The organism is Streptomyces sp. NBC_00038 (assembly GCF_026343635.1).
GTDB lineage: Bacteria > Actinomycetota > Actinomycetes > Streptomycetales > Streptomycetaceae > Streptomyces.
This window is the reverse complement of the sequence record NZ_JAPELQ010000001.1, coordinates 4,695,424-4,711,008: the sequence shown is the minus strand read 5'-3', so window position 1 is coordinate 4,711,008 and position 15,585 is coordinate 4,695,424. Positions and strand designations below refer to the sequence as shown.

General features: G+C 70.9%; 16 protein-coding genes. 12 read left to right on the top strand and 4 right to left on the bottom strand.

Going from position 1 to position 15,585, the window contains the following annotated elements; translation table 11 throughout:
• Position 1: 1 nt before the first annotated feature.
• From OG219_RS21140 to OG219_RS21100, 9 genes are all read left to right on the top strand, one after another.
• Positions 2 to 1,732 (top strand): amidohydrolase family protein, encoded by a 1,731-nt coding sequence (locus OG219_RS21140; protein WP_266828737.1) that lies wholly within the window; start codon positions 2 to 4, stop codon positions 1,730 to 1,732.
• On the top strand, positions 1,729 to 3,192 hold the full coding sequence (locus OG219_RS21135; RefSeq protein WP_266828735.1) for an aldehyde dehydrogenase family protein: 1,464 nt from the start codon (positions 1,729 to 1,731) through the stop codon (positions 3,190 to 3,192). Before OG219_RS21140 ends, OG219_RS21135 begins: the two co-directional genes overlap by 4 nt.
• Before the next feature lie 124 nt (positions 3,193 to 3,316).
• Positions 3,317 to 4,069 (top strand): SDR family oxidoreductase, encoded by a 753-nt coding sequence (locus OG219_RS21130; RefSeq protein WP_266828733.1) that lies wholly within the window; start codon positions 3,317 to 3,319, stop codon positions 4,067 to 4,069.
• Between the two features lie 28 nt (positions 4,070 to 4,097).
• On the top strand, positions 4,098 to 4,997 hold the full coding sequence (locus OG219_RS21125; RefSeq protein ID WP_266828731.1) for an SDR family oxidoreductase: 900 nt from the start codon (positions 4,098 to 4,100) through the stop codon (positions 4,995 to 4,997).
• A gap of 20 nt (positions 4,998 to 5,017) precedes the next feature.
• Positions 5,018 to 5,722: a TetR/AcrR family transcriptional regulator gene (locus OG219_RS21120; RefSeq protein ID WP_266828729.1), complete on the top strand. Its 705-nt coding sequence runs from the start codon at positions 5,018 to 5,020 to the stop codon at positions 5,720 to 5,722.
• A 50-nt stretch (positions 5,723 to 5,772) separates the two neighbouring features.
• Positions 5,773 to 6,612, top strand: coding sequence for an aldo/keto reductase (locus OG219_RS21115; protein ID WP_266828727.1), 840 nt, complete (start codon positions 5,773 to 5,775; stop codon positions 6,610 to 6,612).
• 144 nt (positions 6,613 to 6,756) lie between these two features.
• Positions 6,757 to 7,287, top strand: a complete 531-nt coding sequence (locus tag OG219_RS21110; protein WP_266828725.1) for a hypothetical protein — start codon at positions 6,757 to 6,759, stop codon at positions 7,285 to 7,287.
• Positions 7,288 to 7,344: 57 nt separating this feature from the next.
• Entirely contained in the window at positions 7,345 to 7,812 is a 468-nt protein-coding gene (locus tag OG219_RS21105; protein ID WP_266828723.1) for a GNAT family N-acetyltransferase, read from the top strand.
• Positions 7,813 to 7,827: 15 nt separating this feature from the next.
• Positions 7,828 to 8,211, top strand: coding sequence for a hypothetical protein (locus OG219_RS21100; RefSeq protein ID WP_266828721.1), 384 nt, complete (start codon positions 7,828 to 7,830; stop codon positions 8,209 to 8,211).
• Here the strand turns inward: OG219_RS21100 and OG219_RS21095 are convergent.
• Entirely contained in the window at positions 8,198 to 8,614 is a 417-nt protein-coding gene (locus OG219_RS21095) for a nitroreductase/quinone reductase family protein (RefSeq protein ID WP_266828719.1), read from the bottom strand. The genes OG219_RS21100 and OG219_RS21095 overlap by 14 nt on opposite strands.
• A gap of 50 nt (positions 8,615 to 8,664) precedes the next feature.
• On the bottom strand, positions 8,665 to 9,561 hold the full coding sequence (locus tag OG219_RS21090; protein WP_266828717.1) for a hypothetical protein: 897 nt from the start codon (positions 9,559 to 9,561) through the stop codon (positions 8,665 to 8,667).
• A 232-nt stretch (positions 9,562 to 9,793) separates the two neighbouring features.
• On the opposite strand from OG219_RS21090, the gene OG219_RS21085 reads away from it, so the two are divergent.
• The 3 genes from OG219_RS21085 to OG219_RS21075 are packed head-to-tail and all read left to right on the top strand — an operon-like array spanning position 9,794 to position 12,450.
• Positions 9,794 to 10,933 carry a hypothetical protein gene (locus OG219_RS21085; RefSeq protein ID WP_266828715.1) on the top strand — a complete coding sequence of 380 codons (1,140 nt, stop codon included), beginning with the start codon at positions 9,794 to 9,796 and terminating at the stop codon, positions 10,931 to 10,933.
• Between the two features lie 2 nt (positions 10,934 to 10,935).
• The gene (locus tag OG219_RS21080; RefSeq protein ID WP_266828713.1) at positions 10,936 to 11,412 is read left to right on the top strand and encodes an HIT family protein; all 477 of its coding nucleotides are present in this window, start codon (positions 10,936 to 10,938) and stop codon (positions 11,410 to 11,412) included.
• Between the two features lie 33 nt (positions 11,413 to 11,445).
• Positions 11,446 to 12,450: a hypothetical protein gene (locus tag OG219_RS21075; RefSeq protein ID WP_266828711.1), complete on the top strand. Its 1,005-nt coding sequence runs from the start codon at positions 11,446 to 11,448 to the stop codon at positions 12,448 to 12,450.
• 78 nt (positions 12,451 to 12,528) lie between these two features.
• On the opposite strand, the gene OG219_RS21070 is transcribed toward OG219_RS21075, so the two are convergent.
• Together OG219_RS21070 and OG219_RS21065 are read right to left on the bottom strand one after the other, a co-directional pair.
• Positions 12,529 to 13,959, bottom strand: a complete 1,431-nt coding sequence (locus tag OG219_RS21070; protein WP_266828709.1) for a CapA family protein — start codon at positions 13,957 to 13,959, stop codon at positions 12,529 to 12,531.
• 29 nt (positions 13,960 to 13,988) lie between these two features.
• Complete coding sequence (locus OG219_RS21065; RefSeq protein WP_266828707.1) at positions 13,989 to 15,512, bottom strand: CehA/McbA family metallohydrolase; 1,524 nt, start codon at positions 15,510 to 15,512, stop codon at positions 13,989 to 13,991.
• Positions 15,513 to 15,585: the final 73 nt, after the last annotated feature.

Genomic DNA, 15,585 nt, shown 5'->3' with positions numbered 1-15,585 from the left:
GATGCTCGACCATCTGATCAAGGGCGCGACCGTCGTGGACGGCACGGGCGCCCCCGCGTACACCGCCGATGTGGGGATACGCGAAGGCCGTATCGCCGTCATCGGCGAGGTGACGGAAGACGCCAGGACGAGCGAGGACGCGCACGGGCTCGTCCTCGCCCCCGGGTTCGTCGACCCGCACACGCACTACGACGCCCAGCTCTTCTGGGACCCGTACGCCACCCCGTCCCTGAACCATGGGGTGACGACCGTCGCGGGCGGCAACTGCGGCTTCACGCTTGCTCCCTTGAACCCCGACCGGCCCGAGGACGCCGACTACACGCGCCGCATGATGTCCAAGGTCGAGGGCATGTCCCTGGTCGCCTTGGAGGAGGGCGCGCCCTGGAGCTGGCACAGTTTCGGGGAGTATCTGGACGCCCTTGAGGGGCGGATCGCCGTCAACGCGGGCTTCATGGTGGGGCATTGCGCGCTGCGGCGGTACGTGATGGGCGCGGAGGCGGTGGGCGGGCAGCCGACCGAGGAGCAGTTGGGCGAGATGCTCGCCCTCTTCAACGAGGCGATGGCGGCGGGTGCTTGGGGCCTGTCCACCACCCAGTCCTCCACGCACTCCGACGGCGACGGTAAGCCGGTCGCCTCCCGGCATGCGAAACCGGCGGAGCTGCTGGCGCTGAGCCGGGCCGTCGGCGAGCACGAGGGCACCCAGATCGAGGCGATCGTCGCGGGCTGCCTCGACCAGTTCAGCGACGACGAGATCGATCTGTTCGTCGAGATGAGCGCGGCGGCCGGCCGTCCCCTGAACTGGAACGTGCTCACCATCGACGCCGCCGTCCCCGAGCGCGTCCCCCGGCAACTGGAGGCGAGCGAACGCGCCCGCAAGTCCGGCGGCCGCATTGTCGCCCTCACCATGCCGATCCTAACCCCGATGAACATGTCGCTCGGCACCTTCTGCGCGCTGAACCTCATCCCCGGCTGGGGCGAGGTGCTCGCCCTCCCCGTGCCCGAGCGGATCGCCCGCCTGCGCGATGCGGACGTACGGGCCGAGATGCTGCGGAGAGCCACCAGTAAGGAAGCCGGCGTCTTCCGGCGGCTCGCCAACTTCGGGCGGTACGTCATCGGGGACACCTACAGCGCCGCGAACGAGGGCCTGACGGGGCGGGTCGTGAAGGACATCGCCGCCGAGCGCGGCCAGGAGCCGTTCGAGTGCCTCGTGGAGATCTGCGCGGCCGACGAGATGCGGACGGTGCTGTGGCCTATGCCGACCGACAATGATCCCGACTCGTGGTCGTTGCGGCAGGAGACCTGGCGGCACGAGGACGTCATGCTCGGCGGCTCCGACGCGGGCGCGCATCTGGACCGCATGTGCGGGGCCCCGTACACGACCCGTTTCATCGGTGACTGCCTGCGCGGGCGGAAGCTGGTGACGCTGGAGCAGGCCGTGAAGATGCTGACCGACGACCCGGCGCGGCTCTTCGGGCTGCGCGAGCGGGGGCGCCTGGAGGTGGGCTGGCATGCGGATCTCGTCCTCTTCGACCCGGAACGGATCGACGCCGGCAAGGCCACCCTGGTGCACGACCTGCCGGGTGACAGTCCGCGCCTCGACTCGAAGGCGATCGGCATAACGGCCGTGTGGGTCAACGGCGTTGAGGCGATCCGGGGCGACGAGGTGTCGGGTGCGGTGCCGGGGAAGGTGCTCAGGTCCGGACGGGACACGCGGACGGTGAGCACCAGGTGACCGACCCAGTGCCCGAGGAGCAGCGGTTGTTCATCGGCGGCTCGTGGGTGGTGCCCGACCACGGGTTCTACGAGGTGACCGACCCGGCGAGCGAGGGTGTCGTCGGGCTGGCGCCGGAGGCCTCGCGGGAGCAGGTGCGGGCGGCCGCCGCCGCGGCCCGCGAGGCCTTCGGGCCGTGGTCCCGCACGCCCGCCGAGGAGCGCGCCGCCGTCCTCGGCAGGGCCGCCGGGATCATCCGGCGCAACCTTCTCCCGTACGCCGAACTTGCTCAGGCCGAGAGTGGTGCCACCACCGGGACGGCGCGCGCGATGCAGGTGGGCGTGGGCATGGCCCGCTTCCACCGCTACGCGCGGGTCGAACCGGTCGAGCAGCCGCTGCCGCCGCAGATCAACGAGGCCGGGCCCTTCGGCGGAGCGGCCGTGATGGGCGCCCTGGCCGTACGCCAGCCCGTCGGCGTCGTCACCTGCATCACCTCGTACAACAACCCCTGGGCCAACCCGGCCGGCAAGATCGCCCCGGCCCTCGCCATGGGCAACACGGTGGTCGTGAAGCCCGCCCCGCAGGACCCCCTCTCCGTGTACCGGATGGCGGAGGCCCTGGAGGCGGCGGGCGTCCCGCCGGGGGTCGTGAACGTGGTGAGCGGAACGGGGGCGGAGGTCGGCGAGGCCGCGGTCGACTCCCCGGACGTCGACATGGTCAGCTTCACCGGCTCGACCGCCGTCGGGCAGCGCATCGCCGAGGTGTGCGGGCGCGGGATGAAGCGGCAGCTGATGGAGCTGGGCGGAAAGGGCGCGGCGCTCGTCTTCGACGACGCCGACCTGGAGTCTGCGGTGTCGGGGATCGGGACGACGTTCTCCTTCTACAGCGGGCAGATCTGCACGGCGCCGACACGGGTGCTGGTGCAGCGGGGTGTGCACGACCGTCTGGTCGAGCAACTCGCCGCGTATGCAGGCCACTTGAAGGTCGGGGATCCGCGGGAGCCGGGGACGGTGGTCGGCCCAGTCATCTCCGCGGCCCATCGCGACCGGGTCGAGTCCTACGTCGAACTCGGGCGGAAGGAGGGGGCGCGGGTGGTCGCGGGTGGTCAACGGCCGCCGTACGAGCGCGGGTTCTACGTCGCCCCCACCCTCCTGGCCGACTGCACCCCGGACATGCGGGTGGTCCGGGAGGAGATCTTCGGCCCCGTCGTCGTGGTCGTCCCCTTCGACGACGAGGAGGAGGGCATCGCCCTCGCCAACGACAGCGACTACGGGCTCATCGACTACGTCTGGTCCGGCGACATCGCCCGCGCCTTCCGCGTCGCCCGACGGCTCCGCGCGGGCGGCGTCGGCGTCAACACCGTCGGACGCAACATGGAGGCGCCGTTCGGCGGCTTCAAGAAGAGCGGCGTGGGGAGGGACGTGGGGTCGTACGCCCTGCACGCGTACAGCGAGGTGCAGGCGATCGTTTGGCCGGGGTGAGCTGCCCGTAGCGGTGTTACGGCTGCCGGGCACTGCATGGGTAGCGTTGCTACCGTTTTGGTGTTAGCGTTGTTCCTGTCGGGGTGCGAAAGCCGCTACCCCAGTCGGGACAGGGAGCAACGTCATGAGTGAGCAGTCGAGTGCCTCCACTCGCCGTGTGGCCGTCGTCACCGGCGGTTCGCGCGGGATCGGCCGCGAGACCGCCGAGCGTCTTGCCGCCGAGGGATTCGCCGTCGTCGTCAATTACGCGGGCAATGAGGCGGAGGCCGACAAGGCCGTCGCCGCGATCACCGAGAAGGGCGGGGCGGCGGTCGCCGTGCGTGCCGACGTGGCCGACGAGAGCGAGGTCGCGGCCCTCTTCGACGCGGCGGAGAACACGTACGGCGGGGTCGACGTCGTCGTCCACGCGGCCGGTGTCATGACGCTGGCCCCGCTCGTCGACCTCGACCTCGACGCCCTCGACCGGATGCACCGCACCAACATCCGCGGCACGTTCGTCGTCGACCAGCAGGCCGCGCGCCGGCTGCGCGCGGGCGGCGCGATCATCAACTTCTCCAGCTCCGTGCTGGCGCTCGCGATCCCCGGATACAGCGCGTACGCCGCCACCAAGGGCGCCGTCGAGGCCGTCACCCTGATCCTCGCCCGCGAGATGCGCGGCCGGGACATCACCGTCAACGCGGTGGCGCCAGGACCGACCGCCACCGCCCTGTTCCTGGACGGCAAGGACGAGGAGACCATCGCGAGGATGGCCGCCCAGCCGCCGCTGGAGCGCCTCGGCACCCCCGAGGACATCGCCGGGGTCGTCTCCTTCCTCGCCGGTCCTGCCGGCCGCTGGGTCAACGGCCAGGTGCTCCGGGCCAACGGCGGCATCGTTTAAGTCACTTGAATCACTCAGGAGTTCAGTCATGAACAAGGTGATCGTCATCACCGGCGCCGGTTCCGGTTTCGGCGCCCTCTCCGCCCGCGCACTCGCCCGCGCCGGGCACACGGTCTACGCCGCGATGCGCGACATATCCGGCCGCAACGCGGACCGGGTCGCGGAGGCCGAGGCGTACGCCGCCGAGCACCAGGTGGACCTGCGTACGGTCGAACTGGACGTCCTCTCCCAGGAGTCGGCCGACGCCGCCGTCGCCACGATCCTCGCGGAGGCGGGCCGCCTGGACGTGCTCGTGCACAACGCGGGCCACATGGTGACCGGCCCCACGGAGGCCTTCACACCGGAGGAACTCGCGGCGGTGTACGACACGAACGTGCTGGGCACCCAGCGCGTCAACCGGGCCGCACTGCCGCACCTGCGGGCACAGGGCCACGGCCTCGTCCTGTGGGTCGGCTCCACGTCCAGCAGGGGCGGCACCCCGCCGTATCTCGCCCCGTACTTCGCCGCGAAGGCCGCGATGGACTCGCTCGCGGTGTCGTACGCCGCCGAACTCGCCCGCTTCGACATCGAGACCACCATCGTCGTGCCGGGTTCCTTCACCTCCGGCACCAACCACTTCGCCACCGGCGGACACCCCGCCGAGCAGACCGTCGTTCCCGCCTACGAGGAGCGCTACGCGGGCCTGATGGACCAGGTGTCCCAACGCCTGGCCGCCCTCGCGCCCGCCGACGCGGACGTCTCCCAGGTGGCCGACGCGATCGTCGACATCGTCGGCACCCCGCACGGCGAGCGGCCCTTCCGGGTCCACGTCGACCCGGCGAACGACGGCTCCGAAGAGGTCAGCCGGGTCGCGGACCGCATCCGCGCCGAGTTCCTGAAGCGGATAGGCCTGGAAGACCTGCTCGCCCCGCACGCGGAGTCCGTGTGACCTCGGATAGCGTCGCTACCGTGAGTACGAAAACGCGCATCCTCGAAGTGGCGGCCGCGCTGGTCGCCGAGTCCCCGGACGGGGACGTCTCGACCCGGGCGGTCTGCGAGGCCGCCGGGGTCGGTGCCCCGGCGCTCTACCGCCACTTCGGGGACAAGGAGGGCCTGCTGTCGGCGGTCGTCGACCACGGCTGGGACAAGTACCTGGCGACCAAACGCCACCGCGACCCCGGCACGGACCCCGTCCAGGACCTGCGCGACGGCTGGGACACCCACACCGAGTTCGCCCTCCAGAACCCGAACCTCTACCGCCTGATGAACTCCCCGGCGATGCGCACACCCCCCGCCGCGGCCCTGGAGGCCCACCAGATCCTCACCTCGGACCTCCAACGAGCCGCTGAACAGGGCAAGTTGCGCCTCGCTCCGGAACTCGCCGCCCAGATCATCATGTCCGCCAACGTCGGCATCGCCCTGATGCTGGTCTCGCGCCCGGCGACCTTCACCGACAAGACGGTGTCGCGGCGGGTACGGGACGCGGTGCACGCCGTGGTCTTCATACCGGAGGTGATGACACCGAGCGCGTCGCCCGAGGCCGAACAGGAGGTACGGGTCCCTGCCACGGCCGCCCGCCTCAGCGCCCTCCTGAGCCAGTCCACGCCTCCCGGCCTCACCCCCGCCGAAACGACTCTCCTGACGGAGTGGCTGAACCGTCTCTCGAACGAGTAGCGAGTAACGAGTAACGAGTGAGGGTGCGGGTGACGGGGGAGAGGCGTCAGATGACACAGTCCACGTTTCGTATCGGCGGCGACCTGACCGTGGGGAGGCTCGGGTTCGGAGCGATGCGCCTGCCGACCGAGCCGGGACCGGACCGCGAGGCCGCCATCGGAGTCGCCCGGCGGGCCGTCGAACTGGGGATCACGCTGATCGACACCGCCCACCTGTACGGCGGGGGAGCCAACGAGGAACTCCTCGCCGAGGCCCTTCACCCCTACCCGGACGGGCTGTTGATCACCACCAAGGTCGGTGTCGCACGCTCGGAGGCGACGGGGGAGTGGGGTCTCGACGGCCGCCCCGCCGTGCTGCGCGCCCAGGTCGACATGGCCCTGCGCCGGCTTCGCGTCGACCGGATCGAGCTGCTCCAGCTCCACCGCATCGATCCGGAGACCCCGCTCGCCGACCAGCTCGGCACGCTGCGGGAGCTCCGGGCCGAGGGCAAGGTGGGCCGGATCGGCCTCTCCGAGGTGACCGTCGCCGAACTCGAACGGTCGCGGGAGATCGTCGACATCGCCACCGTCCAGAACCGCTACAACCTGCTCGACCGCGAGCACGAGCCGGTGCTCGCGGCCTGTGAGGCCGCGGGGATCGCGTTCCTGCCGTGGCGGCCGGTCGCGGCGGGAGACTTCGGCGCGCGGGCCGAGGTCGCCGCCGTGGCGTCCGAACTCGACGCCACCCCCACGCAACTCTCCCTGGCCTGGCTCCTGGCCCACTCGCCGGTCGTCCTCCCGATCCCGGGCACCGCCCGCATCGACCACCTAGAAGAGAACCTCGCCGCCACGCACCTCCAACCAACCCCGGAGCAACTGGCCCGCCTCGACGGGCTGTTCGAGCAGGGATAGGCGCTGCTTCGGGCAGGGGCAGCGGCTACGAGGCCACAACGAGGGTGCAACGAGTGGGCGGCGGCGCCGCGGCTCGACGCGGGCCGTCCCTACCATCGGCGGTCAGGGGGTACCAAGCGCGGTTCCCTCGGGCAGGGGGATTCTGTGCGGTCGACCGTTTCATGGCCGGTGTTCCGGCGTTTCGTCGGCGCCGTCGCGACAGGCGTGGCCCTGGCCGCAAGCTCGGGGTGCACGGTGCCCGTCGATGCCGTCGCCGGCATCTCCGTGACCGACGACGGCAAGCTGCTCGGCGTCATGATGGTCTGCGGGCATCAGATCGACGGCGCGACCCTCTACGTGGACAGCGCCGACGCCGACAGCGAGGAGACGGTCGGTTCATGGACCGCCGACCGGTCCCTCAAGGCCGGTCTCACCACCTGGCCCCTCGAATCCCCTTCCGCAGGCTGGACCGCGACCACATCTCTCAAGCCGCTCACCGCCAAGACCACCTATGCCCTCTACGGCTGGACCAAGGACGACTCGTCGTCATCGAGCAGCGTCTCCTTCACTCTGACCGACCGGGACCGGCTCGCCCCGGGAACGGTCCGCTACTACGACGCCTCGGGCGCCGGCGACGGATCCGCGATCACCGTCCCCCTGGCGGAGTTCAAAGCCAGGGCCTGCGACGACAGTTGATACCGTCCACGAGGTTCAGCGCCGGGTTCTCGACCAGCCGCAGGAGCCACCACAGAGATGATCTCTCTCCGCGAAGTGCGTGACAGCGACCTGTCCACTTTTTGGGAGCACCTGTCCGACCCCGCGGCGCAGCAGCTTGCCGCGTTCACCGGGAAGTACCACTACGACCGGGGGCTCTTCGACAGCCACTGGGCGAAGATCCGATCCAACCCCGAGAACCTGATACGCACCGTACTTGCCGACGACGAGGTGGTCGGCCACGTCTCGGTGCACGGGCCGCCGGACGAACGCGAGGTCACGTACTGGATCGCCCAGGCGCACTGGGGACGCGGAATAGCCACGGCGGCCCTCAAGGCGTTGCTCGAACTCGACGACACCCGGCCGTTGCACGCTCAGGCGGCAGCCGACAACACGGGCTCGATCCGCGTACTGGAGAAGTGCGGCTTCGTCATCACCGGGCACGGCAGAGGCTTCGCCCTGGCGCGCGAGGGTGAGATCGACGAAGTGCTTCTCACCCTGAACTGAAGGAGGTCTGTAGGGATGGGGTCTGAGGCGGAGTGGTACGTGCTTGTCGAGCGCAACAAAGGCTCGAGCGACACGGAGTGGACGCTGAGGGAGAAGATCCACGCGGAGGGCGGGCGTGATGCGGCCTTGGTCAAGGCGGAGGAGCTGACCAGGTCCTATCTCGAACGCGGCTTCTATAGTCTCGGCGACACAGGCCGCAGCGTGTTCCGGATCTCCGAGACCAGCTGGCTGGTGGAGGTGTCCTACTCGCGCTGGCCCGAGGGGGCGATGAGACCCGTGACCTCCTCGTCGCACATCCGCATCTCCGTAGCAGAACTCGTGTACTTCAAGGAAACGCCCCCCGTCGAGCCGCCGCCCGCGACGGGCGGCAGTCCGGGCCGCGCGTTCAGGCGGGGCTGACGGGTGTGCCGTCCGTCAGATCCACCCGTACCGTCAGCAGGTTCGTGCCGAGCGCGCGCACCGCGACGCTGTTGAGCCGGGGCAGGGACCTGAGCCGTTCGCCGGCGTCGTCCTGGGTCAGCAGGTGGGCCGTGCCTTGGTGCCAACGCCCCTTGACGCGGACCCGGACGCGCGGGTCGGCCTTGATGTTCCGCACGTACTGCGACTTGTCGCCGTACTCGGACACGATCCAGAACTCCCGCCCGACTCGCCGCCCGCCGACCGGGGTCCGGCGCGGCAGCCCCGACTTCCGCCCCGTGGTCTCCAGGAGCGTCTGGAACGGCAGCAACTTGGTGACCGGGTTGCCGATCCGCCGCTGGAACGACGTGACCAGCCGGAACTTGAGGTCGTGATCGCGGGGCATGTGGGGGCTCTTCCGTTGGGGGACGGGGTCGACAGTATGGCTGGCGGTGGTCACCCCGCCTTCGCCGGGTCGATCCCGTACAAGGCGGCGGCGGACACGGCCTGTTGCACAGCGCAGGCCTTCTGCTCGTCCGCCGGGGCGGCCCACAGCGGTATCAGGCGGGACGCGGAGGACGAGGAGTCCATCCGCAGGTAGTGGCAGGCACCGTTGATACGCAGGGCGACGACGTACACGTCATCGCCGTCGGCCTTGCCGGAGACCTTGTCCACGGTGTCCCCGGCGGCGACCAGCCCCTTGTCCTTCAGGAAGTCCGTGGCGCCCTGCGGGGTGTGCGGATATCCCGACGTCGACATTGCCCGGTACGCGTTCGTGCCGGTGGGCTGCTGTGAGAGCAGTACGCCCAGCTGCGCCGCGAGGCTGCCGGGTGTGCCGTCGGCGCGCGTGGCCGGGCAGGTCATGGGGGACTGTTCCACGCTGTGTGAGCCGAGACTGAAGGTGTAGCGGTAGCAGCGGACGGGGTAGGCGTCGGCGGCGACGGTCTCCTTGCCGGGCGGCACCAGGCCCAGCATCACCGTCGCCGTGTGCACGCTGAGGCTGCCGGGCTCGCCCTTCGCCGTGCCGGAGCTCAGCACCGCTCCGCCGTGTGCCTCGACTTGAGCGACGATCGTGCCCTCGGTGAACTGGCCCCCGTAGGTCCCACCCCCCGAGTAAAAACCTGCGTTCAGGTCCTGCCGCAGGGCCTCGGCGACATCGGCGGCCTGTCCGTCGACGGCGGACGTGTCCGGAGCGTCGCCTCTCTGGTAGAGCAAGGTGCCCCCCACTCCCGCGGATCCGGCGACGAGCGCCGTCACCGCGAACAGCAGGGCCCGCAACCCGGCGCCGCGTCTGCGCGCCGCCCCGGAACCGGGCGGCCGGTCCTGCTGAGCCTCCACAACGTCCGTCGCCATGTCTTCCCCCTGCCGGTTGGCCGCCTCAACTCGCGTGCTGCCGCCGAATACTGCCAGTTGCCGGTGCCACCCAATTTCTTTTTTACTGATCGTTTCAGAATGCTTTTCGGAGCCGCCCAAGGCAGCTCATGCACGGCGGCGGTACTTGTCCACAGGCCTTCCGGTAGCTGATCAACTGGGCGTAATCTCCATGCCACACAAGATCTTCACGCCACGGTCAGGGGGAGGCCGGATGCAGCGCAGTTCCACGCCACTCGCAAGGACTCTGGGGGCGACGGCCCTGTTGTCGACAGCCGTCGCATGGGGCGCGGCCGCCTTCCGGTACGACCTGCACGGCCCCCGCTGGGACGTTCTCGTGCCGCTGGTCCTGGCGGCGGTGTCCGTCGTGGGCTGGCTGCTGGTCTCTCGGTCGGCACCACCCGCGAAGTTGCTGCCGACGACCGCTCCTCCTCGGGCGACGATCCCCGGCAAGCTGGGAGTGCTGCGCCGTGACTGGGGGCTGATCGCGACGGCCTACGTCATCGTCTGGACGCCGTACGTGGCGGCCAACAGCGCCTACGACGGCCGGGGTTCAAAGCTCGGCGCCGTGTACTGCCTGCTCACCTTCATCCTCGGCGCCGTGTTGTCCGTGGTCAATCTCATCCTGGTTCAGGGCAACCTCGGCCGTATGCAGCGCATGCTCAAGGAGGACGCCGCCGCGGGCGGTGTCCACGCGGTCCGCGTCCGGTTCGGTACCCCGGTCCTTGAGACGTACCGGTACCCGACAGGGCAGGGTGTCGGCAAGATCGCCGCCGCCACCACCTACGGCGTCGATCTGGTGCACGAGGGTGCCACCGGCACACAACGGACCGTCCGGCTCCAGGCCATGACGGGGGCCGGCCACAGCAACACCGTCGGCGACAAGCACCTCGTCCATGCCGCCGCCCGACTCGTGGGCCACGAGGGCTGGTTGTGCTGGCCGACCCGGTGGCGGGACATCGCGGGCACGAACAAGGAGCGCACGGTCTCCGCAGCCTTCGTCTCCGACTCCGGTCACGTGGTCTGGGGCATGACGCAGGAGGACGACTACTCGTACTACCTGCGCGCCGATGCCGCACCCCTGTGCGAGACGGACCCCTCGGTCGCCGTCGCACCGATTCCCCGTCCGTCCCGGTACCTCCCGAACGAGCATGCCTCCCACCTGCGCGTCGCGGCGGTCGGCGTCCTCCTCGCCGTACCGTTCCTGCTGGATGTCGTCCCGTACTGGGCCGCCCTGCTGCTGGGCGTGCTCTCGGGGGCCGTGGGGCTCCTCGCGGGAGCGACGATGGACAGCGTCAGCATGGACAAGGAAGGGTGGACCGTGCGCGAGAAGTCCCATCCGTCGCTGCGGTGAGCATGACGGCTCCCGACTGCTACGTGTGCGCCAAGGAAGCGCGGTTCCACGAGCTTCCGCCCCGCGAGTGCGTCGCATTCGACGAGCACTGGCGGGTGGCCCATGTGTTCGACACCGCGTTGCCCGGCTGGCTGGTGCTGCTGCCCCGGCGCCACGTCACGGCCGTCCATGAACTCACCGATGCCGAGGCGGCCGCCCTGGGAGCCTGGCAGGTCAGGCTCTCCCGGGCGCTGCGCGGCGTGACCGGTTGCGTCAAGACGTACGTCGTGCAGTTCGCGGAAGCCGAAGGCTTCGCCCACGTCCACTTCCACATCGTGCCGCGTATGGCGAATCTGCCGGAAGGCCAACGTGGGCCGGGTGTCTTCGAGTTGCTTCGGGGCCCGGAGCACGAGCGGGTGCCGGCCGACCAGGCTGACCAGCTGGCCCATGCTCTTCGGGCCCAGCTTCTTCGTCCCGCCACCAGGCCCCAGTCACCTTGACATTGCGTCGGGACGCGGAGTCATGCTGGAGGGGTGACCGAACCAGCCAGGCGGGTTCTGCTGGCGGCCGTCGCCGGGGCGGCGGCCGCTGTCGCGGGCTGTACGAGCGGCGCCAAGGAGCCCACGCCGACGGGGAGTTCGCCGGATACACGGCCTCCCAGTACTGGTAACAGCCCCTCTCCGCCCCCGCCCGACCCCCTCCCCACCGCATCCCCCTGGCCCTTCGTCCGTACCGAGGTCGAACCCCAGGCCAAAGGGGCGGCCGTACGACTCCTGGAAGCACTCGGCACCTGGCCGCGCGGGCAGGAAGGGGTCGCCCCGGCGAAGGAGCGGGCCGCGGCGCAGGACGTGCCCGCAGGTTCGGTCCCGCACCTCGTCACGCAGGCACAGCCCCTGCTCGACGCCGGGCCCGAGGCCACCACCCGTGTGATCGCCGCCCAGTACGGAGGACTGCTGAGCGCGCGGGCCAGTGTCCTGGTCGCGCTCCGGCAGTGGGGGAGGGCGGCGGACGGGACGGTCGAGGACGGCGGGGTCACCGTCGACGTACGGCTGACCCGGGCGGCGTCCGGGTGGGAGGTCAGCGAGCTGTATCCGTCCCGTGCCGCGAAGCCGCTCGCCCGGCCCGGCACGCTGATCGAGCAGGTCGTCGGACACGACCGGATCCGGCTGCCGCCCGCCGCCGAGGCCGACGTCCGGGCCGGGCAGCTGCGTCCCAAGCCGCTGCGGGCGCTGCTGACGCTGGCGGAGACGTACGAGATCGACGTGAGCGTCGTCCACACCGGGCACCCGCGCAACGTCTTCGGTACGGACCGGCTCAGCGACCACACCCGTATGCGCGCCTTCGACGTGTGGGCCGTCGACGGGCACGCGGTGATCGACCCCGCGACCTCCGACGCGCTCGTCGACGGCTTCATGCGGGCGGCGGCGAAGGCGGGGGCGTACAACGTGGGCGGGCCGCGGCAGCTCGGGCTTCCGGGGTTCTTCTCGGACCGGGTGCATCGAGATCATCTGCACGTCGCCTTCGACAGTGACGTGTAGGGGTACTTCGGTCGTTCGCTGACTGCGGGTCGGTTGTGGTTGCTCGCGCAGTTCCCCGCGCCCCTGACGGGGCACTCCCTATGGGGTGTTGTAAGGCTCGCCGCTTGTTCGCCACACGTCGGCCAGGATCTCGCGGGCCTCGCTGCCGGCCGGATCCAGGAAGTACGGCACGTGTCGCGCCCCGATCGCCACCGGCAGCAGCTGGGCCGCCATCGCCTTCGCTCCCCAGAACACCAGCTCAAGGACCACCCCCTGCTGGACCTCGCGGGAGAAGGTCATGTCGAAGACGAAGTTGCCCAGTGAGTGGGCGACGAGTGAGCCCTTGTACAGCTCCATGCCCTGCACCCAGTGCGGATGCGAGGCGATGACCGCGTCGGCGCCCGCGTCGACGAGCCGGCGGGCCACCGTGTGCTGGGCGGCGACCGGGCTGTGCGTGTACTGCTCGCCCCAGTGCGGGCAGACGACCACCACGTCGGCGCGGGCGCGCAGGGCGCGGACCGAGGTTTCCAGGGCGGCCAGGTCGGAGGCGGAGAGGGGACCGGTGCGGGGCGGCATCCGCAGCCGGACCGCGCCCGCGCTCGTGGGGCCCGCCGCCGGGGTCTCGCCGATCGCGTTGAAGGCGAGGATTCCGAAACGTACGGCTCCCACGCGGACGACGGCCGGTTCGCGGGCGGCGGTCAGGTTCTCGCCCGCCCCGACGGTCGTGAACCCGGCGGACCGGGCGCTGCTCACCGTGCGCCGCAGGGCCTCCGCGCCGAAGTCGCCGAGGTGGTTGTTGGCCAGCGTCAGGACGTCGAAACCGGCCTCGCGCAGGCCGGAGAGAGCGGCCGGGTCGGCGGCGAAGGAGTCGCCGCCCTGGGTGGCGGGCCCCGCCCGGGACAGGGTGCACTCCAGGTTCCCCACGGTCAGGTCGGCCGCCGCGAGGCGACGCGCGGTCCGGGAGAAGGGGAGCACCGGGTCACCGGACGCGGCGATCTCGGTGCCGACGCGCCGGCCCAGCATGATGTCGCCGGTCCAGAGGGTCGTGGCGACCGCGCCCGGACCGGCCTCGGCGTCGACCGTCACGGGGTAGCCGCGGGGGTCCGTCACGGGGTCATGGCCGTCGACGGGCAGCGCCGCTACGCCGGGGCCGAGTGCGTCCGCCCGTACGACGGCCACGGTGTCGGGGTCGCGCTGTACGGCCAGTACGGCGTCCGTGTCGGAGGAGGCCGCGGATCCCTCCGCGTGCGGCCCGCGTACGACCCGCGCGACTCCGCCCGTGCCGCCCAACTGCTCCCAGGTGAGCCGCAGTCCGGACCGTACGTCGTCGAAGAGCGCCCGGTCGGCGGAGAGTCCGACGGCCCGCGTCGGGTGGACGGCCAGGACGAGCGGGAGACGGGGAGTGGCCGAAGGGGACGGGGGCGCGGGCGAGGACGTACTCGGTCGTGGCCGACGGTCCTGGGAACCGTCGCCGCACCCGGCCAGCGCGGCGGCGGCCCCCAACGCCAGCAGTTCCCGCCGGGACCGCACTCCCGCGCCACCTCCTCATACAGTCAGGTTCAACGCCCCAGAAAGATCGGATTGGTGAACGCCGCCAACGCCCCCGGCAGCGGCGCGAGCACCACCTCGTGGCGCAACTCGGCCCGTACGTACGCCGCGTACGAAGCCGTCGTGTGCCACTCGACCGTGCCGGAGCCGTCCACAGGCAGGGGGTCGCTGGTGAACAGGACGCCCTGGTCGGTGACGAGGCGGACCGTGCAGCGGGGGGCGCCGGTGGCTTCCAGGCGGATGGTGACCGGGGTGTCCTTGTCGACCTTCAACCGTTCGCCGATTCCCGCGTGTTCGCCCTTGGAGCCGGACGCGGTGAAGGCCAGCGACACCGACTGGGACTCGGCCACGTAGGAGCGGCCGGCCCGGATGCCCTCCTGGACGGCCTCGCGGGTCAGGTCGTCGGCGAGGACGACCGTCTGGGGGCGGCCGACCGGGTCGGGGTCGCGGTGGGCGTCGCTGTTGCCCATCGCCGGGATCCAGTCGCGGCCCTCCCGCACGGAGGCGACCAGCATGCCGTCCCAGTCCGCGAGGGCGACCTCGTCGTCGGGGGTGTACGCGCCGTTCCACACCTCGACCGCGTCCGCCTCCCCGAACCCGAACTTCCAGTTGCAGCCGATGCAGGTGGCGTGCGGGTGGGCGGGTACGACGAGGCCGCCGGAGCGGCGGATCTCCCGCGCGTACTTGCCGAAGCGGTTGTCGCGGGCGCGGTAGCGCCAGTCGATGAAGGTGCCGGGGTCGGTGCCGAGGGCGAGGACGTGACCGTTGCGCGTCGTGACCTCCTCGCCGAGCATGATGAGCAGGTCGTCGCCCGCCTGGTCCGCCCAATGGGCGTGCGCGGAATGGGTGTTGTGCTCGGACGTGTTGATGAAGTCCAGGCCCGCGGCACGGGCGAGGGCCGCGATCTCGGCCGGGGTGCGGCGGCCGTCGGAGTACCAGGAGTGCAGGTGGCAGTCGCCGCGGTACCAGGCGCGGCCCCTGCCCTTCGCGCGCGAGGGCGGGTACACCGGCTTCACGGCGGGACTCGGCTCCCCGTAGGCGAGCGTGATCGTGATCTCGTACGGCAGTCCCTGCGGAGCCACCGTGTACGGGCCGAGGGCGATGTGCCAGGTGCCCTCGCGGACCGGTCCGGGGAGGTAGCCCGGCGTCGCGTCGTCCGCGCGGATGAAGAACTCCGTGCGGGCGCCGCCCGACCAGCCGCGGAAGCCCTTGCCGCCCAGTGCGGTGCCGCGTTCGTCGAAGATGCCGATGTCGAGGGCGTTGCCCTGGGTGCCGAGGGGGACGGACGGTCTCTCGTAGGTGTACGCGACCTTGATCTCCCGTACGCCGGACGGGACTTCGACGGGCAGGTACACGAAGTCAGGCGAACCGGTGGGCAGCGTGCCGCGCACCGTCCTCGTCTCCAGCTCGCTCGCCGCTTCCGCGTCGTACCCGGGTGAGAAGGTCACGCTTCCCAACGTAAGCGCAGCGGTCGCTCCCGTCACGATCAGAGCGCGTCTGCCCATGACATCCATGCCGTGGTCGTCCTCACACATGCTGCTGCTCCCAAGACGTCGTGAATGACATGAGGGGTGGGGGATGGCGTGCAGGTGGCATGTACAGGTTCGT

What these genes read in the sequence shown, in the direction of transcription:
- OG219_RS21140 (WP_266828737.1), top strand. Translation starts at nt 2, where the DNA reads ATGCTCGACCATCTGATCAAGGGCGCGACCGTCGTGGACGGCACGGGC.
- OG219_RS21130 (WP_266828733.1), top strand. Translation starts at nt 3,317, where the DNA reads ATGAGTGAGCAGTCGAGTGCCTCCACTCGCCGTGTGGCCGTCGTCACC.
- OG219_RS21125 (WP_266828731.1), top strand. Translation starts at nt 4,098, where the DNA reads ATGAACAAGGTGATCGTCATCACCGGCGCCGGTTCCGGTTTCGGCGCC.
- OG219_RS21115 (WP_266828727.1), top strand. Translation starts at nt 5,773, where the DNA reads ATGACACAGTCCACGTTTCGTATCGGCGGCGACCTGACCGTGGGGAGG.
- OG219_RS21105 (WP_266828723.1), top strand. Translation starts at nt 7,345, where the DNA reads ATGATCTCTCTCCGCGAAGTGCGTGACAGCGACCTGTCCACTTTTTGG.
- OG219_RS21100 (WP_266828721.1), top strand. Translation starts at nt 7,828, where the DNA reads ATGGGGTCTGAGGCGGAGTGGTACGTGCTTGTCGAGCGCAACAAAGGC.
- OG219_RS21095 (WP_266828719.1), bottom strand. Translation starts at nt 8,614, where the DNA reads ATGCCCCGCGATCACGACCTCAAGTTCCGGCTGGTCACGTCGTTCCAG.
- OG219_RS21090 (WP_266828717.1), bottom strand. Translation starts at nt 9,561, where the DNA reads ATGGCGACGGACGTTGTGGAGGCTCAGCAGGACCGGCCGCCCGGTTCC.
- OG219_RS21085 (WP_266828715.1), top strand. Translation starts at nt 9,794, where the DNA reads ATGCAGCGCAGTTCCACGCCACTCGCAAGGACTCTGGGGGCGACGGCC.
- OG219_RS21080 (WP_266828713.1), top strand. Translation starts at nt 10,936, where the DNA reads ATGACGGCTCCCGACTGCTACGTGTGCGCCAAGGAAGCGCGGTTCCAC.
- OG219_RS21065 (WP_266828707.1), bottom strand. Translation starts at nt 15,512, where the DNA reads ATGTGTGAGGACGACCACGGCATGGATGTCATGGGCAGACGCGCTCTG.